General features: G+C 47.6%; 17 protein-coding genes and 1 pseudogene. 3 read left to right on the plus strand and 15 right to left on the minus strand.

Features of this window, described 5'->3' with window-relative positions:
- Positions 1 to 66: 66 nt before the first annotated feature.
- From VB714_RS23105 to VB714_RS23120, 4 genes and pseudogenes are all read right to left on the minus strand, one after another.
- A complete protein-coding gene (locus VB714_RS23105; RefSeq protein WP_323227149.1) occupies positions 67 to 417 on the minus strand; it encodes a hypothetical protein in 351 nt (116 codons plus the stop codon).
- A gap of 3 nt (positions 418 to 420) precedes the next feature.
- Positions 421 to 774: a papain fold toxin domain-containing protein gene (locus VB714_RS23110; protein ID WP_204106272.1), complete on the minus strand. Its 354-nt coding sequence runs from the start codon at positions 772 to 774 to the stop codon at positions 421 to 423.
- Positions 775 to 830: 56 nt separating this feature from the next.
- Entirely contained in the window at positions 831 to 2,303 is a 1,473-nt protein-coding gene (locus tag VB714_RS23115) for a class I SAM-dependent DNA methyltransferase (RefSeq protein ID WP_323227151.1), read from the minus strand.
- A gap of 39 nt (positions 2,304 to 2,342) precedes the next feature.
- A pseudogene (locus tag VB714_RS23120) lies at positions 2,343 to 2,696 on the minus strand (2-C-methyl-D-erythritol 4-phosphate cytidylyltransferase); the annotation flags it as partial.
- A gap of 89 nt (positions 2,697 to 2,785) precedes the next feature.
- Here VB714_RS23120 and VB714_RS23125 point away from each other — a divergent pair.
- Both VB714_RS23125 and VB714_RS23130 read left to right on the plus strand, forming a co-directional pair.
- Positions 2,786 to 3,748 carry a glycosyltransferase family 9 protein gene (locus tag VB714_RS23125; protein ID WP_323227154.1) on the plus strand — a complete coding sequence of 321 codons (963 nt, stop codon included), beginning with the start codon at positions 2,786 to 2,788 and terminating at the stop codon, positions 3,746 to 3,748.
- Positions 3,741 to 4,322 (plus strand): HAD family hydrolase, encoded by a 582-nt coding sequence (locus tag VB714_RS23130; RefSeq protein ID WP_323227156.1) that lies wholly within the window; start codon positions 3,741 to 3,743, stop codon positions 4,320 to 4,322. The genes VB714_RS23125 and VB714_RS23130 overlap by 8 nt, the downstream gene beginning before the upstream one ends.
- A 13-nt stretch (positions 4,323 to 4,335) precedes the next feature.
- Here the strand turns inward: VB714_RS23130 and VB714_RS23135 are convergent, their stop codons facing one another.
- Positions 4,336 to 4,536 (minus strand): hypothetical protein, encoded by a 201-nt coding sequence (locus tag VB714_RS23135; RefSeq protein WP_323227157.1) that lies wholly within the window; start codon positions 4,534 to 4,536, stop codon positions 4,336 to 4,338.
- Between the two features lie 26 nt (positions 4,537 to 4,562).
- Complete coding sequence (locus VB714_RS23140; protein WP_416309771.1) at positions 4,563 to 5,036, minus strand: CYTH domain-containing protein; 474 nt, start codon at positions 5,034 to 5,036, stop codon at positions 4,563 to 4,565.
- 201 nt (positions 5,037 to 5,237) lie between these two features.
- On the opposite strand from VB714_RS23140, the gene VB714_RS23145 reads away from it, so the two are divergent.
- Complete coding sequence (locus tag VB714_RS23145; RefSeq protein WP_323227161.1) at positions 5,238 to 5,660, plus strand: KGK domain-containing protein; 423 nt, start codon at positions 5,238 to 5,240, stop codon at positions 5,658 to 5,660.
- 188 nt (positions 5,661 to 5,848) lie between these two features.
- Here VB714_RS23145 and VB714_RS23150 read toward each other — a convergent pair whose 3' ends face one another.
- The 9 genes from VB714_RS23150 to rpsT form a co-directional block, all read right to left on the minus strand.
- Positions 5,849 to 7,174: a TIGR03279 family radical SAM protein gene (locus VB714_RS23150; RefSeq protein ID WP_323227162.1), complete on the minus strand. Its 1,326-nt coding sequence runs from the start codon at positions 7,172 to 7,174 to the stop codon at positions 5,849 to 5,851.
- Positions 7,175 to 7,320: 146 nt separating this feature from the next.
- A complete protein-coding gene (locus VB714_RS23155; protein WP_323227165.1) occupies positions 7,321 to 7,941 on the minus strand; it encodes a hypothetical protein in 621 nt (206 codons plus the stop codon).
- Between the two features lie 116 nt (positions 7,942 to 8,057).
- The gene (locus tag VB714_RS23160) at positions 8,058 to 8,984 is read right to left on the minus strand and encodes an undecaprenyl-diphosphate phosphatase (RefSeq protein ID WP_416309772.1); all 927 of its coding nucleotides are present in this window, start codon (positions 8,982 to 8,984) and stop codon (positions 8,058 to 8,060) included.
- 140 nt (positions 8,985 to 9,124) lie between these two features.
- Entirely contained in the window at positions 9,125 to 9,481 is a 357-nt protein-coding gene (locus VB714_RS23165; protein WP_416309773.1) for a metal-sensitive transcriptional regulator, read from the minus strand.
- A 39-nt stretch (positions 9,482 to 9,520) separates the two neighbouring features.
- A complete protein-coding gene (locus VB714_RS23170) occupies positions 9,521 to 13,834 on the minus strand; it encodes a DNA-directed RNA polymerase subunit beta'' (RefSeq protein ID WP_416309770.1) in 4,314 nt (1,437 codons plus the stop codon).
- A gap of 119 nt (positions 13,835 to 13,953) precedes the next feature.
- On the minus strand, positions 13,954 to 15,837 hold the full coding sequence (locus tag VB714_RS23175; protein ID WP_323227170.1) for a DNA-directed RNA polymerase subunit gamma: 1,884 nt from the start codon (positions 15,835 to 15,837) through the stop codon (positions 13,954 to 13,956).
- Positions 15,838 to 15,923: 86 nt separating this feature from the next.
- Entirely contained in the window at positions 15,924 to 19,316 is a 3,393-nt protein-coding gene (gene rpoB / locus VB714_RS23180; protein ID WP_323227171.1) for a DNA-directed RNA polymerase subunit beta, read from the minus strand.
- Positions 19,317 to 19,378: 62 nt separating this feature from the next.
- Complete coding sequence (locus VB714_RS23185) at positions 19,379 to 20,158, minus strand: TatD family hydrolase (RefSeq protein ID WP_323227173.1); 780 nt, start codon at positions 20,156 to 20,158, stop codon at positions 19,379 to 19,381.
- 82 nt (positions 20,159 to 20,240) lie between these two features.
- Complete coding sequence (rpsT, locus tag VB714_RS23190) at positions 20,241 to 20,576, minus strand: 30S ribosomal protein S20 (protein WP_323227175.1); 336 nt, start codon at positions 20,574 to 20,576, stop codon at positions 20,241 to 20,243.
- Positions 20,577 to 20,808 lie beyond the last annotated feature (232 nt).

Genomic DNA, 20,808 nt, shown 5'->3' on the forward strand with positions numbered 1-20,808 from the left:
AATCTGCTCTAATTTCATCCTCGATCGCCTTCAACTGCCCCAAAATCACCTTGAGTAATTTGTATTTCATCTCAAAACCTCCTCAACTATATTCAAACCCCCTTCTTGTTGTTCAGATCGCCCCAGAAACTCATCCAACAAGCCAAAAAAGCGATGGAATCCCGATCGCTCATCCGCACAAGATAACATAATCAACTTTGCCCAACTGGCTGCGCTTTGTACCCCAAAATGCTCCTGCAACCAAGGCTGAAACCCATCAAAAAATAGTAACTCATCCTCATCTAATTCTACCCCCATTTGCGACCTTGCAAACTCATAACCATTCAAAAACATAAACAGATCGCTCACTGAAGGACGACCTAAAAACATCCCCGGCGCTTCCTGTATTTGCTGAAGCACTGTATATAAATTAGACATGATTCAATCTCCCAAAGAATCCAACTCATCTATAATAAACTGGCCGCTGCGACAACTAAAATCCGCCAGCCAATCATCTCGGGTTAAACCCTCCCCTGATAAATTATCAAAAATCAAATCAAACACCGCTACCCCATAATGCGTTCCATTTTCTGTAATTGTATCATTCATTCCATACCGTTGACTAACAATAAAATAATCACTTCTTCGCTTCGTCTTCAACCTAACGATCTTATAAGGAATCTTCTGTGTTTTCAACCAATTACAAACCGCAATAGCACAGCGATCGCACTCCATCACCGGATAATTTACAGTAATCTTTTTAACTTCTTGCCAAACAAAATGTTTATTTATCAATAATTTTTTGAACCTTATCCCATCAACCAAGAATCTTTAATGTTATGGAAATTAAGTCAATCAAACAGCATCCCCTCCAACTCATCCAAATCAGCCCGAATCTCATCCTCGATCGCCTTCAACTGCCCCAAAATCACCCTCGGCGGCTCATATTCCACCTCCTCATATTCAATCTCCTTATAGCGATTAATCGAGAGATCGTAAGCATTCCCCACAATCTCCTCCTTGGGTACAAAAAACGCCTTATCCTTGCGATCGGTATCCTTCAGCAGATCCCTCCCCTCCCACCGTCGCAAAATATCGGGAATATCATTCTCCTCCACCACTTGCCGCTTATCATCCAACGACAACCCATCCGCCTGCATATCATAAAACCAAACCGCATCAGTCCCCCCCGCCCCCGTCTTCGTAAACATGACGATCGCCGTCGAAACCCCCGCATAAGGCTTAAACACCCCCGAAGGCATCGAGATCACCCCATCCAACTTATGATCCTCCACCAACACCCGCCGCAAAGTCTTATGCGCCTTAGAAGACCCAAAAAGCACCCCATCCGGCACGATCGCCGCACACCGTCCCCCCTTCTTCAGCAACCGCAAAAACAACACCCCAAAAAGCAATTCTGTCTTCTTCGTATTGATAACCTTCTTCAGATCCGCCGCAATATTCTCACTATCTAGGGAACCCTTAAACGGGGGATTTGCCAAAATCAAAGTAAACGCCTCTTCCACCTCCCCATGATCCTCCGAAAGAGAATCCCGCGCCTCGATCTTCGGATCCTCAATACCGTGCAGCATCATGTTCATACTACCGATCCGCAGCATCGTCGAATCAAAATCAAACCCGTGAAACATCCCCGAATTAAAATGATCCCTATTCCCTGGGGCATTTAAAACCAGATTTCCCTCACTATCCTTCTTCCTCCGCAAATATTCCGACACCGCCACCAAAAAGCCCCCGGTTCCGCAGGCCGGATCGCAAACAATTTCCCGCGCATTGGGTGCCATCAAATCCACCATCATCTTGATAATGTGCCTGGGGGTGCGAAACTGTCCATTAGTTCCCGCCGTGGTCAACTTCGAGAGCATATACTCATATAAATCCCCCTTCGTATCGCGATCCTCCATCGGAATCTCATCGATCTGCTGTACCACATTCGACAACAAAGACGCATTCGCAATTAAAAACGTCGCATCCTTCATGTGGACAGCATAAGCGCCCCCTTCCTTCCCCATACTCTTAATAAACGGGAATGCCTCATCCCGCACGATCGCCAGCAGATCCGCCGCATTCTGATTCTTAAATTTCGACCAGCGACAATTTTGCTGTTCCGAGGAAAAAATCGGCTTTTTAACCGCCCCTCCCAACCGTTGCGCCTTCTTTTCCTTCGCCAGTTCCAACTCATCAAGGCGCTTGATAAACAGCAAATAAGAAACCTGCTCAATCACCGAAAGCGGGTTACTGGTACCATTACTCCAAAAAGTATCCCAAAGTTTATCAACCTTCGATTTTAATTCTCCTGCGATCATCTGTTGTGAGTCCTTAAATGCGTGTTAACCAGCCAGAATAGCACAGCGATCGAATAATTCCGGTGTCGCCAAACATCTCGCCCTATCGTGAATCAAAACCCCTTCAGCACCCTCTGGCAGCCCCTGCAAGCCATTGTAAACCGACTCTTGACGAGTAACCCCCCCTTCAATCAACTCCACGGGTTTAGAGAGATTAGCCTCCCTTAAAATCTCCCGAAATGCCTTAAAATCATAAGACTGTCCCATGATGCCAATCCAAGTGATTCTCTCGGATGCCTCCGCCGCCCGTAACGTCCACGTCAGTAAAGGCCGCTTCAACAGGGTCAAGAGGAGCTTATTGCGATCGCCTCCCATGCGTTTTCCTAAACCAGCAGCAGGGATGAGTAAGTGCATAAGCAAGTTGAATCTTTCCAAAATAAATCCATCTGGCTCTCATCTTCCCTTAAAATTGGCCTTGATTAACTCAAATTCCGTGAATTGAGATGCGAATATTAGCCCTCGTCCCCGGTGGAATTGGCGATCAGATTCTCTTTTTCCCAACTCTGACCACCCTCAAACAGCAATATCCCCAAGCATTAATCGATGTTTTGGTGGAACCGCGATCGAAGGGGGCGTACCGCGTTTGCCCTTCGGTGAATGAAGTTCTTCTCTTTGATTATAAGGATCGTAACGGTTTAGCTGACTATCTCAACCTCCTGGGAGTCCTGCGCGATCGCGAATACGAAGCGGCGATCGCCCTCGGGCAACAATGGACCGTCGGGTTACTCCTCTGGCTGGAAGGAATTCCCGATCGCATTGGTTACAACATGAAAAAGGGATGCTTTTTTACCAATACCGTCCCCTTAAAACAAGAGCAATATGCCGCCGAGATGTATCACGATCTCCTCGATGGTTTACATATTGCGGCTTCCTGTCCTCCCGTCGGTGTTACTGTTCTCAAAGAGGATATTGATTGGGCGGAAGTGGAACAAAATAACCTGGATGTGAAGGAAAGCGGTTATATTCTCCTTCACGGTGGCTCAAGTAAATTGGCACTCAGTAAGGGAATTGACAAAATTTATCCCGTCAAAAGCTGGTTGCAAATTGTCGAAAATATCCGCCAAAAACAGCCGAATTTACCCATTGTCTTGCTCAAAGGTCCTGAAGATGAGGAATTTATCGCGCAAATGCTGGAAGGCGATCGCGAATTGAAAACCGTCTCACCTCCAGATATTGGTAAACTCGCCGCACTTATCGCCGGGGCCAATTTGATGCTATGTACCGATAGCGCCCCTATGCACTTGGCGATCGCCGTGGGAACCTATACTATTGCCCTATTCGGACCAACGGAAGCGAAGAAACTCCTTCCTCCCGGTAGCGAAAAATGTATCGGCATTCAGTCTCCTTCCAAGGCGATCGCCGATATTGCCCCAGTTACCGTTATTGAGCAAATTTGGCGTGAGTAAACCGGCAGTATTTTTAGATCGAGATGGAGTCCTCAACAAAGAAGTGGGTTACATCCACAAGGTTGAGGACTTGGTACTCATTGAGGGGGTGGCAAAAGCCGTGCGCCGTCTCAATGATGCGGGCTGGTTTTGCTGTATGGTTTCTAACCAAGCAGGTCCCGCGCGGGGTTACTTTCCCGTTACTCACATTGAGGCGCTACACCATCGCCTCGTGCATCTTTTAAGCGAGGAAGCAGGGGCGAAACTAGATGCTCTCTATTATTGTCCCTATCTTGCCCCTCCCGCCGGGGGAGTCGATGCCAAATACGCTTGCTGGAGTACGTGGCGCAAACCCAATACGGGGATGTTAGTGGCGGCGGCATGGGAACACGATCTCGATATCTCTCGCAGTTTTATGGTGGGAGATAAAGCAACGGATGTGGATTTAGCGAGAAATGCTGGAGCAAAAGGTATTTTAGTGAAAACTGGCTACGGCAAGGATGTTATTGGAGGAAAATATCAACATCACTCAACTCCTGACTTTACTGCGGCGGACTTAGTGGAGGCTGTAGAGTGGATTTTACAGAAAAGATAAATCTCAAATTGTTTCATCTGTAACTTGTCCAAATTTGATATCCTGGTAGGACGATCGCAATTCCAAATTGGCTGTGAAGAGTTCCGGGATAGCGATAAGGTTCGTCATCGGGTTCTTCTCCTCCCAAAACCAGTCCCCAAGAACCCCACCAGAGATAAAAGCCCGGAATTAGTAGATCCATGCTGTAAGTAATTTTTCGTAAAGTTGGATTCATTTCTAGTTTGTCCTAACAATAGTGGTTTAGCGATCGCGCCAATGAGTGTAAGGCGATCGCGCTAAATTAGAATTAAAATAGCGGGGATCTCGAGAGACTTCTGTGCCTATCCATTCTGGAAGCGCGATCGCCTGATTTTCCTTCTCTAATTCTACTTCAGCCAAAATCAACCCCTGATTTTCTCCGGTAAATTCGTCCACTTCCCAGACTAAATTACCGATCGCGATTCTATAGCGCATTTTCTCAATGAAAGGGCGATCGCACAACTCCTCAAGCATTTCTTCTGCTTCTGAGACGGGAATGGGATATTCAAACTCCTTACGGGAAATTCCCTTAGTTTTCCCCTTAATCGTCAAATAAGCGCGATCGCCTGCAACTCGCACTCGCACCGTACAGTCTGGGGAAGTGGGAAAATAACCTTGGCGATATTGTGTCCCTGTCCCCAGCGATCGCCATTCCTCCCCCTGCACTAAAAATTTACGCTCAATTTCCCGTCCCATTGGTAATTTTCCCGAATATATTACCCTCGATTTTACCCTTAAAATTTGCCGCGATCGCTGACAAATCAGGATCAATTCCAGCAAGTTGTTCAATTTCCCTCCAGTGGGAGAAATTTTCAGTCCGGGTTATGGTAGAGGAAGAACAAAGAAAGAACTTTAAATTCTTCGAGTTCTCTAGGAAGATCAAAAAAAGGAGTCATCATGGGAAAAAACAGTCGTCAGGAGGGATTCGATGATAATGATGTTATTGCGTTTGGTGATGATGCGTTTAAAATCGGCAAATTCAAACAGGCTCTACAAAAATGTTTCGGTTATGATTTTGGCTACGGTTTGCTGGGACTATTAGGCAATCAAGGTATCAAAATTGATAAAACAAATGTGAGTCCGGATGGCGAACAATCCGACTTTCTCAAATGGTTTAATGAGGGAGTCGAGTGCGAAATCCTCAAAACTGATGCCAAAGGTTGGCGCAATGCTAAAGTTAAAATTAAAGTTTCTGTTGAATTTGTGGTCGATGAGTCTCCTCTTTCCTCTCAAGAACAAACTTCTCCCCTCGATAGTTTCAGCGATCTCGACGTGGATGAAAGTGATGCTACCGTAATCATGTATGGCGATCGCTCATAAAAATTTAAAAATTTATTTCATTTTCATGCACTATAGCAAAACTAAATGAACTGTAAATGAGTAGGGGTTTGGTCACCAAACCCCTACCTTTTTTTACTGAATAATAGATTTACATTTTTGAGATGCACCTCATTTCAATGTATTTTTGCCATGATACCGAGATTTTCAATCCCTGTCCAACCTAGCTTTCAGCAAATGCAAGTTTGTAATAACTCCTCAATACCCGTAACAGGAATAATTGGCGTATTTAACCGTTCTGATACCTCTTGTACCGTCAAATCATCAAGAAACCTCGTATCATCGTGTTTAAGCATGAGGGAAGGTAATAAAATTGCCTCTCCTAACTTCTGATTAGACAATTCCGAGACTAAATCTTGTCCCGTCAATAATCCCGTCACCGTCATTTCTTGTCCCCAATAAATACTCTTCAATGCTGCTAATTTTATTTCCAACCCTTCTACAGCATTTAACCGATTCACTAAAGGTTGAAAAGCCATTTCCACGGCATTCCCAACCACCCAAGTATAAGACCGCCGAGAGTGCAGCTTTTGTGGTAAAATCTCCTCGGCTAGTGCTTGAAAGTCTTTAATAAACTGACGAATAGAACCAACACCGTTGCCAATTTGCGGGTAATCTTCGTAATGGCTTTCCGTCGGTAACTCTTCTCCAGCTATTAAAAACCATTCATCCGCCAACCATGCAAATGTTGTCCCTAAAGACTGTTGAAACCGTGCTTGTAATTTTTGGACTAAGGCGATCGTTTCTTGGGCTTTTTCTAAACTAACAGGAATGAGTTCATCCCCTGGAGGACGAAAGCGAGTTAAACCCACCGGAACAATTGCCGCAGAAATAATAGTTGGGATTTCTCCTTGATGAAAAGCAGCGAGATCGAGCAAAGTTTGTTCGAGATACTTTCCATCATTGATTCCAGGACAAACAACAACTTGAGCGTGAATTTGTAAGCGTCGTTCTTGAAACCAACGAAATTGTTCTAAAATTTGTCCCGCCCGAGGATTTTTTAAGAGATGAATTCTCAGATCGGGTTCTGTCGCGTGAACCGAAACATATAAAGGAGAAAGACGCATTTGTTCAATGCGATCCCACTCTTTTTCTGGTAAATTTGTTAAAGTTAAATAACTACCATAAAGAAAACTAAGCCGATAATCGTCATCTTTAAAATATAAACTTTTTCGCTTTCCTGGTGGCTGTTGGTCGATAAAACAAAATGGGCAACGATTGTTACATTGAATTAGACCATCAAAAAGCGCCGTTTCAAACTCAATACCAAGATCGTCATCGTATTCTTTTTCTATTTCAATTTGATGAACTTTTCCCGCAGTATCAATAACCTCTAACTCTAAAATTTCCTCACTACAAAGAAACCGATAATCAATCAAATCTCTGGGTTTAACCCCATTAATAGAAACAATAGCATCTCCCGGTTCAAAGCCAATTTCTTCACCAATGGAATCAGGAGATACTTTTGTAATGAGGGCTGGTTGAAATAGAACCATAAACGAATCAATAAAAATATAAAAGATAAATTGCTATTATTCTTAAAACTTACGCATTAGCGGGCAAGATGCCCGCACTACCATAATGACAGAATACTACTGTAGTAGGAGCGTCTCGCTCCTTAACTGCGTAAGTCCTGATTCTGTTATTTACAATCTAAAGAGTTGAAAACAGACTCAATTGTTTCATTAGCCCGATCGCCATTGCTGACGAGAGAAACAAATCTCTCCACATCATTATAATTAACAGTTGCCTTATAAGCGATCGCCGGGAGGGTGACAGCATTATCTCCTACGGTCATAGTACCTTCAGAAATGGACACATTGACCATTTGTTCGCAGAGATTTTTCTCTTCCTTGCGTTCGGAATTTATGTTATATTCGATTGTCTCCTGACTAAAAAAAGGCTCTTCAAAACCCTCTTGAAATGCTTCTCGTTCTTCTTCTCCCCACTCAAAAGGAACTTTCCCCACTGTTAGGAAAACACTAGAAGGCGTTGCGAGATCCGATACTTGCGACATTTCGATCCCAAACATATTGAGCGCAATAACACCGCGATCGCCCCCCGGAATTTCGTAATCAAACAAATTCCGGACATTTTCTTGCGCTTTTTCGGGACTGAGGGAAACATTAATATTACGACTTAGAGCAAAAATCAATCCAGCAATGACGATAATGCCTAATAAGGTCGTTCCGCCGCAACCGATGGCGATCCACTTCCAAACACTGCCAGATTTCTTTTCAGGGGTAGATTCGGGAAAAGTCATAAATTTTCCAGCTAATTTATTAGGACTTACGCATTAACGGGCAAGATGCCCGCACTACCATAGCAAGAGAATACCGTACAGGGCAAATGCTTGCGCCCTAGCTGCGTAAGTCTTATTTATAACCAATTTAAGGCAACTCCGCCTAAAATTAAACCTCCAAAAATGACGCGATACCAAACAAAAACCCAGGTACTTTGTTGTTGTAAATAGCCAATTAACCAGGCGATCGCGCCGTAGGAAAAAACCGCCGCAGAAAGGGTCCCCACCAATAATACCCAAAGTTCATTACTACTCACCGAGGCATCAAGAACATCAGTTTTAAACTGTACCAACCCCGCCAAAGTAATCGCTGGAATGCCCAACAAAAACGAAAATCGTGCCGCCGTTGCCCTCTCCAACCCCATAAACAGCCCCGCCGTAATGGTAGCCCCCGATCGCGACACTCCAGGCATCAGCGCCAATGCTTGCGCCAATCCCATCAAAACCCCATCCCGCGCACTTAACTGCTGAAAATCTCGCCAGCGACGACCGCACTTTTCTGCCACACCTAAAAGAATCCCCATTACAATCGAAGCGATCGCGATCGCCGTCAAGCTGCGAATGGGAGAGTTATCCAAATCCGGCACTAATTTTTTCAATAACAACCCACAAGCGACAATGGGTAAGGTTCCCAGGGCAATTCCCACAGCAATGCGAAATTCCATCACCTCATAAGTACCCTTACGAAAAGCCGCGATCGCCCCCCGCGTCAAATCAACAATATCCTGCCAAAAAAACCACAATACCGCCCCAATACTACCCAACTGAATCGTGGCCGCAAATGTCACCCCCGGATCCCCCCAGCCCAACATCACCGGAATGACCTTTAAATGCGCCGTACTGCTAATGGGAATGAACTCCGTGAGTCCCTGTACCATCCCCAAGATAAAAGCCTGCCACCAATTTAGGGACGTTGGCTGTAACGTCCCTACCGCCTCTTGCGCCCCCCCAGACTTGGCCAATAAAGCCGAAAGCGCGATCGCCAAAGCCAAACCCAAAGCCATCTCACTCAAAAGATCGAGCCGATGGCGAGCAAATTGCACCAAGAAATGTCTCGATTTTTGCGTTCGCTTGCGTATCCGCAGGGTGTATCGCTTCAAAGTTGATCGACCTCCAATTGCTAAAAACCCATAACCCATAACAACTATGGCAAAAAACGATCCAAAATTTCCTTGAGTTCCTTTAATTCTGCCTCGATATTGCCCTCCTGCGCCGCCCGCGCCACGCATTCGCTTAAATGCTCGTCGAGAATCAACCGCGCCACCCGATCTAAAGCCCCGCGCACCGCCGCAATTTGAATCAACACCTCGGGGCAGTAGGTATCATTCTGCACCATCGTTTTAACCCCCCGCACGTGACCCTCAATGCGGGATAAGCGATTGAGAATGCGACGCTGGGAATCGGTATTGTGAACGTGGTGGCGATCGCGCATTGTTTCAGGGGGAGAACCTTCGTGGGAGTGAGGAGTGGAAAACCCAAGAGAATTACCTGCGTTTTCCACTTGTTGCCCTTGTCCTTTTTCTTGCTCTTCTTCTTGCACTTATTCCTCCTCAGTTAAGAAAGAATTCTCCTCTTCTGCCGTCGGTTCGACAAGCTCCGATCGCGATTTTGGCGCATCCTTGTCCTCCTCTCCATCGGGGGGAATTGTGTAATCCAAACTATAGGCACGAGCCGTTTGGTCGTCGAGAATCATATTATCCCCATAATCTCCCCGACGGTCGAGGAGCGGATTTTCCCCATAGGAACCGCTCTGGGGTGGGTTTACCGTGTCATCAACGCCTCGAGTCTCCGCCTTTGCCGGGGGAGTCTCTATTTTCTCTGGCGATTTAATCGCTTTAGCTTCAGTAGGGATAGCGCCCATATTTGTTCCCTCAAGGGTATTCTCTTCTAAAATTACCCCTTTCGAGCGCGAGGCACTTTTCCCAGAAGACTTCTTCGTTTTGGCAACGGTGCCATCCTCTCGTCCACTGCGGGAAATACTGGGCTCAGGCATCATTCCCGTATCGCGTCCTCCCCAGTCCATGCTACTACCGCCTCCCAAGGGTACATCCTCATGGGTATTGAAACCGGTTCCCGCCGGGATCAAACGTCCGATAATGACATTTTCTTTCAACCCGCGCAACCAATCCGACTTCCCTTCGATCGCCGCTTCCGTGAGAACCCGCGTGGTTTCTTGGAAACTGGCTGCCGAAATAAAGCTATCGGTGTTGAGGGATGCCTTAGTTATCCCCAACAAAACGGGAGTATAACAAGCCGGAGCGCCGCCGGTAATTCCCATCGCGTCATTCACTTGTTCCACTTGGCGTAACTCGATTAACTCACCAGGCAACATGGTGGTATCTCCTCCATCATCGATTCGCACTTTTGAGGTCATCTGGCGCACGATGGTTTCGATATGCTTATCGGAAATATCGATGCCTTGGGATTGATACACCCCCTGCACCCCTTCCAGTAAGAAGCGCTGTACCTGCTGCAACCCATAGAGCGCCCCTTCATAAATGCCCTTCTCCTCGCGATAGTACTCGAAAAAGCACTCTAAAATTTCGTGAGGATTAGCCATCCCATCGGTTAAGTGTTCTGCCACCTTCACCTTTTGACCGTCTGCCACCATCACCGACTGCCCAGGACTAATGGGATAATCGGAAATTGTTCCATCTGCCTCGACCACTTTTACATCCACTACGTCATCTTCACCATAGACGACTTGTGCCGTCCCCGGTTGCCGCGCCAAAACGCAAGCCTCCTTGGGTCGTCGCGCTTCCAAGAGTTCCTCAATGCGAGGCAAACCCTGAATGATATCCCCGGTCTTCGATCGCTCGAATACCAGCAATACCAAATTATCTCCCCGTTGTACTAAGTCCCCATCTCCTACTTGTAACATCGCTCCGGCGGATACCCGATAGGGACGTGCGGCCCGAAAAACAATCTTATTGTCTTCGATGGAGATCGCGTGGCCGGATTTCTCCAACGCTACCCCTGGGGTAATTTCGCTGCCCGAAACCACCAAATCCCCCACGGACACCAACGATTCTCCTTCATACTCCACTGTAAAGCGATCGCTCTCCCGCACTAAGAGGATACGACGAATCGCCTCTGCGCCCGAGGCAATACCCCGCACTTCTCCGGATTCTTTACACTGAATCTCGGTTTTAGCGACCACGGCTCCTTTGGCAATCTCATCCCCATCCTTCACTTCCAGTTTTGTCCTCGTCCCACCACTGGTGACATCTCCTTCCACATCCCGACGAATGGTTAAAGATTCCAAAATGACGATCTGTAACTGATACTCTGCAATGGAAGTCTCGGATGTAGTTTGGGATGGGTCAGTGAGGGTCATTTCTGATTCTTCCTCTAGGCTCTCCCCTTCTTTATTAAGGGAGGTAGGGGCGATCGCCAATTCCTCCTCATCCTTGGGCACCGGAATGAGTTCAATATCGGCACTCAAACCGCCTTCATTGCTGATACTTTCTGCCACATCGATCTCAAAGACCAATTGGGTTCCCAGTAATTCTATACCATCGACGGACTTGACTCGTTCTCCATCTTTATAGAACAAACGCTGAATGGCTCGTAAAGAAATATTCGGTCCGGCTCCCTTATCAATGGATTGGGAGGGCACCAGGGGAGAATCCTCGACGGTGTACTCGACCACCGGACGCAAGAGCAGCGCCATGCCTTCCGTCGTATCAATATACTCTCCGTATTTTAAACTCTCTAAAACCAGTCCAGGCAGTACCTCCGTTCCTGGGGACAATAACACCCCATCGGCTTCTATTAAGGGGGGTTCTTCTAATAAATGTAAATCTCCAGGTTTAATGGCAATTTCTCGTAGAATGTCATTCTTCTGCACCACCTCTACAATTCCCGAGGACTGGCAGTAAATATCCTTGACCACCTCAGTGCCGGCTTCTACATATTGCCCTTCCTCCACCACCAACAAAGAAATATCCTTGTTGACTTCGTGACATTCCTCGGGAATCCAGATCAAAGTTCCCCCCTTCAATACCTCATAGCCCTGTTTCTTGCCGCGACTCTTACCGACTTCGACTCCGGCATATTTGAGAATGCCCCCCATCTCCGTGCGATAGCGATCGTCCAACAATTCTGCCACGACCTGATGTTCTAATATCTTCGTGCCTGGAGTTGCCTTTAACAGAAACTTCTGATCCGATGCGGTTTCGATAATATGCTGCTCCCGTCCTGCGGTGGTCTCTCGTTTCACGATCGCGCGATCCAAAGAGACTTTTGCCGTTACGATATCGATTTCCCGACTATTCTCCTGCAAGCGCACGATGCCCCCGTGAGCCGTCCGCAATAAGGTCTGAGCCAATACATCCCCCTGTTTGACAAGATCGCCATTTTTCACTACCGGTTCCGCCCCAGGCAGTAAATTATAAACCTCCCCAGACAGCACCCACATCAAACCCCCGCGTTGAGCGATGTGAGTAATATTACCTTGGCGATCGGTTTTTTCTTCTCCGATGAGTCCGGCGAACAAAACCTCTCCTGCTAAATCCGAGGCTACATCTTTGGTGGCTTTTTCTGTGGATTGCCGTTTCATCAATGGCACGACTGCCAATACTTGACCCTTCTCGACCATATCTCCTTCCCTCACGTGCAAGAGAGTACCGGGTTGGAGCTTACCTGTGGGAGGATAGGATTGAGATTTCCCCGAGGCAAATTCTACAATGACGTTACCCGCCACTTCGACTTGCTCCAAATCCTCTCCGTGGCGCGTCCGCACTCCCCGAGTCAAGAGTCCTTTACCAAATTTTACGGTGCCTTCTCGACCGGCTTTAAAACTCCGAGCCACTTCTCCGGTAAATACACCTCCTGTGTGAAAAGTCCGCATGGTTAACTGGGTTCCCGGTTCCCCGATCGACTGTGCTGCAATAATGCCGATCGCCTCCCCCAAATCCACCATTTTCCCATGAGCCAAACTCCAGCCATAGCAATGCTGACAGCAACTACGCGCCGCTTCACAAGTCAAAGGCGATCGCAGGGTGACTTCTTCGACGCGATCGGCAATTTTTTTCGCCAAAGCCTCATCAATATCCTGATTGCGTTTAGCAATGACCTCCCCTGTTTTGGGGTCTACCACGTCTTCTCCTAATACCCGCCCAAATAAGCGAGTTTCTAGGGGAATCAAAACGCGATCGCCATCCATCATCGAGCCTAAAACCAAGCCGCGATCGGTACCGCAATCGAATTCCCGCACGATCGTATCCTGACTCACATCCACCAAGCGGCGAGTTAAATAACCCGAATCCGCCGTTCGCAATGCCGTATCTACCAAACCTTTCCGCGCTCCGTAGGATGAGATAATATACTCCGTTACCGTCAATCCTTCCCGGAAATTGGTTTTAATCGGCTGATCGATAATTTGCCCTTGGGGATCTGCCATTAGACCTCGCATTCCCACCAACTGACGCACCTGAGATAAATTCCCCCGCGCCCCACTAAAGGCCATCATATAGACAGAATTGAGGGGATCTGTGGCTACAAAATTGCGAACAACCTCATCTTTCAAGGCCTCAGAGGTGCTATTCCAAGTATCGATGGTCTTTTGGAAACGTTCCACCTCCGTAATCTTCCCCGTGCGATAGCGATCCTCAGTCTTGGCAATTTCTGCTTCAGCCTCCGCCAGCAATGCTTTCTTAATGGGGGGAATTTGCAGATCGTCTACACTAATGGAAACCCCCGCCCGCGTCGCATAACGGAAGCCCATTGCTTTCAACTCATCCGCCACGCTTGCACAGCGAGAACTTCCATACTGCCGATACGCCCAAGCAATCAGTTTTTTTAACTGACTTTTATCCACAATGCGATTGTAAAAAGCGGGTTGTTCTGTCATGACTTTGTTGGTGTGTATTGGTTCTTGTTTAGTCTTTTTAGTCTTTTTAGTCTTCATTGAGCAATTAGCGATCGGCTAGAATCTCTTCCTCCCCGCTATCAACTATCAACTATCAACTATCAACTAACTAAAGCGTCTTGAATTGTTTTGTTATAGATAATGCGTCCTGGGGTTGTCTTAACATATTGAAAGCGCTTTCCATCGGGGAGTTCCCGCACCTTGCGCCATTTATACTGGTATACCTTGCTACCATCGGGTTTTTCTTCAATCTTGGGAGAGTCATCTCCCTCCATTGTTTCTATTTCGCCTTTGTAGCGCAGCCAGATATAAGCATGAATATCCACCAGACCTTGCTCAAAGGCTTGTAGGGCATCGTCCATCGAAGCAAAATAACGCCCCGCACCTTTATCGGGGGTTTGTGCTGCCAGATTTTCTGCGGTGAGATAATAACAGCCCAGTACCATATCTTGACTCGGTGCAACAATCGGTTTCCCCGTTGCTGGGGATAAAATATTGTGGCAGGCTAACATTAACAATCGTGCCTCGGCTTGCGCCTCTAAGGAGAGAGGGACGTGAACCGCCATTTGGTCGCCGTCAAAATCCGCGTTAAACGCCGGACAGACCAAGGGATGCAACTGAATCGCCCGTCCTTCTACTAAAATCGGTTCAAAGGCCTGAATCCCCAAGCGGTGCAGCGTTGGAGCGCGGTTGAGCATGACGGGATGCCCGGCAATGACTTCATCTAAAACATCCCAAACGGCTCCTTCTCCACGCTGGATCAACTTTTTCGCAGCCTTGATATTATTGACCAAACCACCTTTGATCAAGCGGTGAATCACAAAGGGTTGAAACAGTTCGATCGCCATTTCCCTGGGCAAACCGCACTGATATATCTTTAACTTCGGTCCGACGACGATTACCGATCGCCCGGAATAATCGACTCGTTTTCCTAACAAGTTTTGGCGGAAGCGTCCCTGTTTTCCTTCAATAATATCCGACAAGGACTTGAGGGCGCGATTATTCGCTCCCACTACCGTCCGTCCCCGTCGTCCATTATCGATGAGAGCATCTACTGCTTCTTGCAGCATTCGCTTTTCATTCCGCACGATAATCTCGGGGGCGAGAATTTCCTGCAACCGCGCCAAACGGTTATTGCGATTAATCACTCGCCGATACAAGTCATTGAGATCGGAAGTCGCAAAGCGTCCTCCATCTAACTGTACCATCGGGCGCAAATCCGGCGGAATCACAGGAATAACCGTTAAAATCATCCACTCGGGTCGGGAGCCGGTGGCAATAAAGTTATCAATCACCCGCAAGCGTTTAATCAATTTGGCTCGCTTTTGTCCCTTGGACCCAGCAATGTCTTCCCGCAACTTTTCGGCTTCTGCTTCAAGGTCGATTTCCTCCAATAAGCGCTGAATTGCTTCGGCACCAATGCCAACTTCAATCCCTGCCAATTCCGCATCTTCTGCGTAAAGTTGTTCCTCCAACTCCAACCACTGGTCTTCCGTCAACAATTGACGCTGGGATAAATTGCTGGCATTCCCCGACTCTAATACCACATAGGCATTAAAGTAGACAATTTGCTCTACATCTCTTAAAGGCATATCCAAGAGAATACTTAAATAACTAGGAATACCTTTCAGATACCAAACGTGAGTTACGGGAGCAGCTAATTTAATGAATCCCATGCGATGGCGACGCACTCTCGATTCCGTGACTTCCACCCCGCAGCGCTCGCAAACGATACCGCGATGGCGTACCCGCTTGTATTTACCGCAGTGACATTCCCAATCTTTGGCGGGACCGAAAATGCGCTCGCAGAATAAGCCATCCATTTCTGGCTTGAGGGTGCGATAGTTAATGGTTTCCGGTTTGGTCACTTCCCCCACTAGCTGACTGTTGGGTAAAGTGCGTTCTCCCCACTGGCGAATCCGCTCTGGGGAAGCCAGACCGATTTTAACGTAGTCGAAACGCTGTTCGTTTTGGGTTCTGCTCATTTTTGTTACTCGTTGTTCCTTACTGGTTACTCGTTGATAGTTAATAGTTGTTGGTTGTGTGTTATTAACTATCAACTGTCAACTAATTACACTTCCTCTTCCTGTAGTTCTTCGCTACTCAGGGATTCGTAGGTGGGGCGCGAGGGGGCGCGACGGCGATCGCTGTCCGCCATTAAGTCCACTTCAATATCGTTACTCATGCCATCGGCAGAAGAATCGACTTTATGAACGGCAATATCTAAGCCCAAAGATTGAAGTTCTCGCATTAAAACCTTGAAGGATTCCGGCGTACCGGGGCGAGGGATGGGTTTGCCTTTGACGATCGCATTTAAGGCTTCATTGCGCCCTTGCATATCGTCGGATTTAACCGTCAGCAACTCTTGCAGAATGTAGGCAGCTCCGTAGGCTTCCAAAGCCCAAACCTCCATTTCTCCAAAACGCTGTCCTCCTTGTTGTGCCTTGCCTCCCAATGGTTGCCGAGTGACTAAGCTATAAGGTCCGGTAGAGCGGGCGTGAATTTCATCATCCACTAAGTGAACCAATTTCAACATATAGGCAATTCCGACGGTGACGGGGCGATCGAAGGGTTCTCCGGTACGACCGTCATAGACTTGAATTTTCCCTGGACTGGACTCGTTGAACGCCCATTTCCGACCTGGTTTCTCACTGGCTTCTTTCAGTTTGCCATGTACGGATTCTCGAGAGATTTCCTCGCCGTACATTTCATCAAAAGGAGTCATTTTAAAGCGCACGCCTAAGTTTTCTCCGGCCCATCCCAGCAAGCACTCAAACACCTGCCCGACGTTCATTCGGGAAGGAACTCCCAAGGGATTAAGGACAATATCCACCGGACGACCATCGGGAAGATAAGGCATATCTTCGGCGGGTAAAATCCGAGAAATAATCCCTTTATTACCGTGACGACCTGCCATTTTATCCCCGACTTGAATTTTGCGTTTTTGGGCGACATAGACTCGCACCACCATGTTCGCACCGGGGGGGAGTTCATCCCCTTGTTCTCGGGTAAACACCCGCACGTCAACCACTCGGCCTTTTTCTCCATTGGGAACTCGCAGGGAATTATCGCGAACATCCCGTGCTTTTTCTCCAAAAATGGCGCGGAGTAGTTTTTCTTCGGGAGGTTGATCCGATTCTCCTTTGGGGGTGACTTTACCCACGAGAATATCCCCCGCTTCTACCCAGGCACCAATGCGAATGATGCCGCGTTCGTCTAATTGACGCAGGGAATCTTCCCCAACATTGGGGATTTCTCGCGTAATTTCCTCGGGTCCGAGTTTTGTTTGTCGTGCCTCGATTTCATATTTCTCAATATGGATGCTGGTATAGACATCATCAATGACTAGCCGTTCGCTGATGAGAATGGCATCTTCGTAGTTGTAGCCTTCCCAGGGCATATAGGCGACGACAATGTTCTGTCCGAGGGCGATTTCTCCCCCTTCTGTGGCAGAACCATCCGCTAAGACTTGACCGGGGACGACATCTTCTCCTTGGTAAACCAAAGGGCGTTGGTTTAAACAAGTATCTTGGTTGGAACGCTGATATTTTTGGATTTCGTATTCGATACAATCCCCATATTTAACGTCGAATTGGTTGGGGTCTTTGCGTTTTAGTTCGTCGTATTCGCGAATATCAAACTTGTAGTCTTCCGAACCGACGATGCCATCGATGCTGGCTTCTACATTGGATTTAACAATGATGCGGGTGGCTTCCACGTAAACGGCAACCCCTGGCACTCGACAGACCACAACCATACCGGAATCTCGTGCTGCCTGTGCCTCTAAGCCGGTTCCCACTAAGGGACGTTCTGGGCGCAATAAAGGGACTGCTTGACGCTGCATATTCGATCCCATCAGGGCGCGGTTCGCATCGTCGTGTTCGAGGAAGGGAATCAGAGAGGTTGCCACCGAGACGATCTGCACCGGAGAGACTGCTACATAATCCACTTGTTCCGGGGTGGTGGTGGAAAATTCTTGGCGGTAGCGGACGGGGATGCGCTCCTCGATAATATATTCGTTCTCGTCGGTTGCGACATCTCCTGGGGCAACTCGCAGATCGTCTTCTTGGTCTGCGGTGAGATATTCGGGATCGCGATCGCGCAAAACTCGCCCATTTTCGACTTTGTAATAGGGGGTTTCAATAAAACCATATTCGTTAACGCGGGCGTAGGTGGCGAGGGAGCCAATTAGTCCTGCGTTCGGTCCTTCGGGGGTCTCAACTGGGCAGATGCGTCCGTAGTGGGAGGGGTGAATGTCCCGCACGGCAAAACCAGCACGTTCTCGGGTCAAACCGCCGGGTCCCAAGGCGCTGAGGCGACGCTTGTGGGTTAATTCGGCGAGGGGGTTGGTTTGATCCATGAATTGGGAGAGTTGCGAGGAGCCAAAAAACTCTTTAATGGCGGCAACTAGGGGCTTAGGATTGACTAAGGACGCGGGGGTGAGGGCATTGGCTTCGCTGACGGTCATTCGCTCTCGGATGATGCGTTCTAAGCGGTTAAGACCTACCCGGACTTGATTTTGCAGGAGTTCTCCCACCGATCGCACCCGACGGTTGCCTAAGTGATCGATGTCGTCGATTTGACCGATATCAAATTCAAGGTTAATGAGATAATCGATCGCCGTCATAATATCGCGGGAGGTCAGCACGCGAATGGTATCGGCGATATTTAGGCGCAATTTTTTATTGAGTTTGTAGCGTCCAACTTTACCTAAGTCGTAGCGTTTATTATCGAAGAAGCGCGATTCTAGTAACTGCTTACCGCCGTTAACCGTGGGGGGTTCTCCGGGGCGCAGTTTTTTGTAGAGTTCCATTAAGGCTTCTTCTTCGCTGGGATCGCCTTCTTTGTCGAGGGTTTTTTGATAGTATTCTGGGTGGCGCAAAGCGTCGAGGATTTCCCCTGTTGATAAGCCTAGGGCTTTGAGGAGAACTTGGGCGGAGAGTTTCCGCGTTTTGTCAATGCGAACCCACACCAAACCGTTTTTATCCGTCTCGAATTTTAACCACGCACCTCGGTTGGGGATGAGGGAGGCTGAGTAAGTACGGCGACCGTTTTTGTCGGTTTCTGATTTGTAATAAACCCCAGGCGATCGCACGATTTGGTTGACGATGACCCGTTCTGCCCCATTAATAATAAAAGTGCCGCGATCGGTCATTAAGGGCAGATCGCCGATAAAGACTTCTTGCTCTTTCATGGTGCCGTTTTCTTTATCGATCAACCGGGTCGGAACATACATCTGTACGGAATAACTGGCATCCCGACGCTTGGCTTCATCCACGTCATATTTGGGGGAATGCAGTTTATATTCGTGACCGATAAAGTGCAGTTCTAATTTTCCCGTGTAATCGGTGATGGGGGAGAAACTGTTGAGTTCTTCAATGAGTCCAGCCTCTAGGAACCAACGAAAACTCGACCGTTGAATGGCAATAAAGTCGGGGAGAAGATGGTGGGTGAGTTCGCTCATAAGGATTGGAGTTTGAGGGTTGGGGTGTTGGGGACGATCGACAAACAACAAATAAATAAATACTAAATTTTTAGGTTAAATAGCCGACAAGCATTGGCTGTGGTTTGCGCTGCTAGGTTTTCTAGGTCGCACTCGCGCAATTTGGCGAGTTCTTCGGCAACGTAGCGAACAAAGGCGGGTTCGTTGCGCTTGCCTCGTTTGGGAACGGGAGCGAGAAAGGGACAATCGGTTTCAATAAGCAGGCGATCGCTGGGAACAATACGGGCAGACTGTTGGACGGTTTCTGCTTTTTTAAAGGTGACAATGCCGCTAAAACTCACGTAAAACCCTAAGTCGAGAAACTTTTGGGTTTCTTCTGGAGTTCCGCTCCAACAGTGCATCACCCCTCGTACCTTCCCTTTCTCTTGATTCACTGTCTCGATTAACCCTTGCAATGAATCCGCCGCATCGCGACAATGCACGATAACCGGGAGATCGAGTTCTACTGCTAGTTCGAGTTGAGCTTGACAGACCTTTTTTTGCTGCTCTTGGTTTTCAGCTTTATAAAAATCCAAACCCAATTCGCCGATCGCCACGACTCGCGGATCGGAAATGGCTAGGGTGCGAATTTCTTCTCGCGAGTCGGCTTTCCATTTGTCCGCGTCTAAGGGGTGTAAACCCACTGAAAAAGAAAGATTCCCGAAGCGATCGGCGAGGTTTTGGGTTTGGGGGAATTCGCTGGGATCGACACAAGAATGAATGAGTTGAACAACCCCAGCATCTTGCCAACGGGTTTGCAGAGCGTCTAAATCTCCTTGGAATGTATCAAAGTTCAGATGAACGTGCGTATCGATTAACTGCATTTAAACCCGTGTTGCCGAACTGATTATTGAGCCGAATTGAGTTGAGCGATCGTCTACAAAATTGAATTTATTTTATTTTATTTTAGGACGCGATTTCTGCCGATGAAGTTGAGGAAGATGAATCTTGAAGTGTTGCGCTCGTCCGTTGCCAGAATCTGACCAAACGGGATTTTTTGCGCGAACCAGTATTGCGGTGCAGAGTGCCTTGTTTGACAGCTTTATCGATTTTGCTGTATGCCTTGGATAGTGCCAGATCGATTTCTGCTTTCCCTGCCTCTGTCGGAGAAGCGACATAAGCCTCTACAGCAGCAAAATAGCGTTTCATTAAGGTTTTTACAGCAGATTTATATGCTTTATTTCTCAGCCGATTGCGTTCGGCGACTTGTATGCGTTTAATTGCAGATTTAGAGTTAGCCACGGTTGTCTTAAACTTTAGGGGGAAACGTATTTTGGATTTTAGGTTGGTGAGACTCAAACCCCGGTGAAATCCCTTTCTCATGGGTTATTTTCGGGGCGATCGCGTTGGGACCAAAAAATATGCTCAAAAAATATTCTTTGCTGGCGATCGAGTCGATACAGTCTAGGCACAGACTGTGGACATACTAATATAGCACTATTTTCGAGACTCGTGCAAGCAACTGTCCTTGAAT

The organism is Spirulina sp. 06S082, from assembly GCF_034932145.1.
GTDB lineage: Bacteria > Cyanobacteriota > Cyanobacteriia > Cyanobacteriales > Spirulinaceae > CCY15215.

Bases quoted from the DNA above. Each gene is read 5' to 3' on its own strand.
- VB714_RS23105 (WP_323227149.1), bottom strand. From the start codon at position 417: ATGTCTAATTTATATACAGTGCTTCAGCAAATACAGGAAGCGCCGGGG.
- VB714_RS23115 (WP_323227151.1), bottom strand. From the start codon at position 2,303: ATGATCGCAGGAGAATTAAAATCGAAGGTTGATAAACTTTGGGATACT.
- VB714_RS23125 (WP_323227154.1), top strand. From the start codon at position 2,786: ATGCGAATATTAGCCCTCGTCCCCGGTGGAATTGGCGATCAGATTCTC.
- VB714_RS23135 (WP_323227157.1), bottom strand. From the start codon at position 4,536: ATGAATCCAACTTTACGAAAAATTACTTACAGCATGGATCTACTAATT.
- VB714_RS23140 (WP_416309771.1), bottom strand. From the start codon at position 5,036: ATGGGACGGGAAATTGAGCGTAAATTTTTAGTGCAGGGGGAGGAATGG.
- VB714_RS23145 (WP_323227161.1), top strand. From the start codon at position 5,238: ATGGGAAAAAACAGTCGTCAGGAGGGATTCGATGATAATGATGTTATT.
- VB714_RS23150 (WP_323227162.1), bottom strand. From the start codon at position 7,174: ATGGTTCTATTTCAACCAGCCCTCATTACAAAAGTATCTCCTGATTCC.
- VB714_RS23155 (WP_323227165.1), bottom strand. From the start codon at position 7,941: ATGACTTTTCCCGAATCTACCCCTGAAAAGAAATCTGGCAGTGTTTGG.
- VB714_RS23160 (WP_416309772.1), bottom strand. From the start codon at position 8,984: ATGGCTTTGGGTTTGGCTTTGGCGATCGCGCTTTCGGCTTTATTGGCC.
- VB714_RS23170 (WP_416309770.1), bottom strand. From the start codon at position 13,834: ATGACAGAACAACCCGCTTTTTACAATCGCATTGTGGATAAAAGTCAG.
- VB714_RS23175 (WP_323227170.1), bottom strand. From the start codon at position 15,837: ATGAGCAGAACCCAAAACGAACAGCGTTTCGACTACGTTAAAATCGGT.
- rpoB (WP_323227171.1), bottom strand. From the start codon at position 19,316: ATGAGCGAACTCACCCACCATCTTCTCCCCGACTTTATTGCCATTCAA.
- VB714_RS23185 (WP_323227173.1), bottom strand. From the start codon at position 20,158: ATGCAGTTAATCGATACGCACGTTCATCTGAACTTTGATACATTCCAA.